A 3,652-nucleotide genomic window follows, 5' to 3' on the forward strand; every position below is an offset into this window, starting at 1 on the left:
CACAAGTTAATTTTACTAAAGATACAACAACTATTTTTGTTGATGCCTTGCCCTTAACCATTCAACTGTCTCAAACTAATACGTTGCCTAAAACACTAGAATCTAATAAACTATTTCTTTTATTTAATGAAAAAAATGTCATTTTTATCGGTAATGAAAAAACCTTACGAGCTACTGACAAAATAACTTTTGACACACTCGTTGAAATAATCCCTACAACGGATAGTGACTTGAGGTACTTAGGGCGCTTACTTACAAATCACGCAGTTGAACAAGGATTTTCTCCTATCAATGCTGAGGATCTAAGCGTACCAGAAAATATTCAGAAACAATTAATCGAATTAATAGAAATTATTCTTTTCATTCTAAATAGAATGGGAAGCTCTCTTGATAAAGCTGAAATAAAACCAAAAAAAACGGGTAAAGCACGACATAAATGGACAAAAGAAGTGAGTGAAAAAGAATTTTATATTGATACGAGAAATAGTATTGCTACAGTTATGTGGAGAAAACGAAATGAAATGTTGATAAAAAAAGGAGCGACTATGATGCCAGAAGCGCCTTTAAATAAAGATGGTTCAGTTGGTTTTTCAGCGAAAATGGGAGATAAAATTAGACATGATCACCAAAAACAATTCAAAGATTTTATCACAACAGATGATATTATTTTAAAAAGTGTTAATGAGGTTGGTTTATTTTTATATTTTGCTGGAACAAATAGCTGGCTTGAGATGATTGACGAAAACGGAAAAACACTCAATGAATGGACTGTTGTTAAATAAAAAAAAGTTGCTCCTTATCTTAAGGAACAACTTTTTTTATTCATATTATTTTACTGCATTTTTATTAACATAACCATGCCATTTGCCATCGTTATCATATAATGAGTAGTATGTTGAGCCGTTAATGTGGTTGTACATACCTTTTGCAGTGAATTTTTCTTTCATCATTTTATCAGTTGTATTACGTTCTTTCCAACTGAAGTTAGACCAAGTACTATAACCTTTTTTAGCAATTGTTACTTTTTTACCGTAGCTAATGTAAGCTCCTTGTTTACCTTCGCCAACTTTTACAGCGTTAGCGTTGATATATCCATGCCAGTTACCTTTATTATCATATAATGAGAAGTAAGTAGCGCCATTAATATGTTTGTAATGACCTTTAGCTTGGAATGTTTCATTCAATACTTTTTTACTTGATGTACGTTTTTTCCAGTTAAAGTTAGACCACACATCATAGTTATCTTTTGAAATCGTTACATAACGACCATCATTGATATAAGCACCTTGTTTACCTTCACCAACTTTTACAGCTGATTTATTGATATAACCATGCCATTTTCCTTTTGCATCATATAATGAAAGGTAAGTTGAACCATTCGCATGTTTGTATTTACCTCTTGCTTGGTAAGTTTCACCTAATAAGTTTTCTGTTTGGTTACGTTCTTTCCAATCAAAGTTTGACCAAGTATTGTAGCCAGTACGATTAATTGTTACATATTTTCCATATTTAATGTATTGACCTTGTAATTCTGTAGCTTCTTTTGTTGCATTTTCATTGATGTATCCTTGCCATTTTCCTTGGTTATCGAAAAGTGATAAGTAAGTTGCGCCATTTTCATGAACGTATTTACCACGAGATGTAAAGATTTCATTTAATACATTGTTTGATTTGTTTCTTTCTTTCCAATCAAAGTTAGACCATAAGCTGTAGCCTTTTTTAACCACTTGAACTTGACGTCCATCTTCAATGTAAGGTCCTTCTGGGAATGCTACATTTACTGCACTAATAACTTTAGTTGGTCCAACAGCTACGTGACAGTTAATTGTTTTATCTTTAACTGCTTCAACTTTAACGTCAAATTTACCATCTTTATCTACTTTACCTTTACCGATTTCTTTGCCATCAGCTGCTGTAAATCTTACTTCAGCTTCAGCTGTTGTTTTACCAGTAATGTTTGTTGCGTTTTTCTTAACAGCATCTACAGATGTTGCTTTAAGTAAATCTTCTTCAGTGATTGTTTGTTTTTGTTTACGTCCTAATTCAGGTGATACTACTTTTTCACCTTTTTTATCGATTGCTTTGAAGTAATCAACAAATGTATCTGTATCTGTATCCATTGCTGTTACAAGAGTACCTTTAGTGAAGGCTGTAAATCCGTCACCACCACCAAATAAGAAATCATTGATGATAACATTGTATGTTTCATCATCTTTAATTGGTGTACCATCAGCTTTATAAGCAGTTTCTACTTTAAATGTACCGTCGCCAGTTTTTGCTGTTCCAGTATAGCCATAAGTTAAACCAGAGACTTGTAATGTATAACCAGTTTTACCATTGTTGTATTGTTGATTTAAAGCTTCTTTGATATCTGAACCTTTCATTGCAACAACTTGTAAAATATTACCAAATGGTTGAACTGTTTGTGCAGCTCCCCAAGTAATTTCACCTTTGTCATTAATTAGTAAGTCCGCACGAATACCACCAGAGTTTGTCATCGCAAAATCAGCTTTAACTTCTTTGCCGGCAGCATCTGTTAATTTAGTATTATTAGCCATATATAGTTGACCATCAGTAATTAAGTTACCTGCTGGAGTTTCGTCATCAGCATTTGCTCTACGAGAAACCATTTTTTGACCATCAATTTCATCAACTTTGTCTAAGTCAGCTTTAGCAACTGCTGCATTAGTAATTGGTTTAATTGCTTCTGATGCTTCATCAACAGTTTTTTGAATATTAGCATCTGGAGTTACTTTGCTTTCTTCAGTCGGAACAATTTTAGCCGATGGTGTTTCTTTAAAATCTTTTGTTACAGGGTCTAATTCACCTTGTAAGTCAATGTAAGCTTTACCTTGAGATGTACTTTGAACCACACGAACATCTTGCTTACCTTCACGTTTGATTAAACCATTTGTTTCTTTATGGTTATGTCCAGCAAACACTGCATCGACACTATTTTCTGGATCTAGTTTGTCAACAGTATTCATCATGTCAACAACTTCACCTTTAACTTCGCCTTTTTTACTAGTTGCAGCTACGTGAGAAACAACAACAATAGCATCAACCTTTTTGTCTTCTCTTAATTCTTTTGTATATTTAGCAACAGCTTCACCTTCATCAATAACTTTGAAGTCTTTTGTATGCTCAGCTAAAACTAAACTTGGGAATTCTTTTGTGACAACTCCAATATAACCAACTTGGACTTTATTTTCACCTTCACCATAAGTTTCAACAAGATATGGTGGTAGGTTGTATGGACTTTCTCCTACTTTTCCGTGAGGGCCGTCCGTTTTATTTTCTAAGTTAGCTACTGTTAATTTTTGAGTACTTGGGCTTCTTGGATAATCTTTAAAGATATTCCATAGCTCATCACTCATACCACCCATGTTTGCTCGATCAGGTGCGTCACCATTAATCATACGAACAAATTCACCTAAACCTTTATCAAACTCATGGTTACCAAGTGTTCCAATATCAAATTTCATTTGATTGAAGACACGTATAGTTGGTTCATCTCTTAAAAGAGCCGAGTTAGCAGGACTTGCTCCTACTAAATCTCCAGCTTGGATACGTTTAGTTGTACCAGTTGCATTTTTTTCAGCAAACGCTTTTTGTGCTTGATCTAAATGTGCTGCCAAAACAGACGCACGAC

General features: G+C 33.9%; 2 protein-coding genes. One reads left to right on the top strand and one right to left on the bottom strand.

Annotation, left to right across the window (positions count from 1 at the left end; translation table 11 throughout):
• Window positions 1–32 precede the first annotated feature (32 nt).
• The gene (locus tag RR554_RS09380) at window positions 33–782 is read left to right on the top strand and encodes a hypothetical protein (RefSeq protein WP_443081334.1); all 750 of its coding nucleotides are present in this window, start codon (window positions 33–35) and stop codon (window positions 780–782) included.
• A gap of 45 nt (window positions 783–827) precedes the next feature.
• Here RR554_RS09380 and RR554_RS09385 read toward each other — a convergent pair.
• A partial coding sequence (locus RR554_RS09385) for a bifunctional metallophosphatase/5'-nucleotidase (protein ID WP_332467892.1) occupies window positions 828–3,652 on the bottom strand: 2,825 nt, incomplete at its 5' end.

It is taken from the genome of Vagococcus sp., assembly GCF_036639995.1.
GTDB lineage: Bacteria > Bacillota > Bacilli > Lactobacillales > Vagococcaceae > Vagococcus.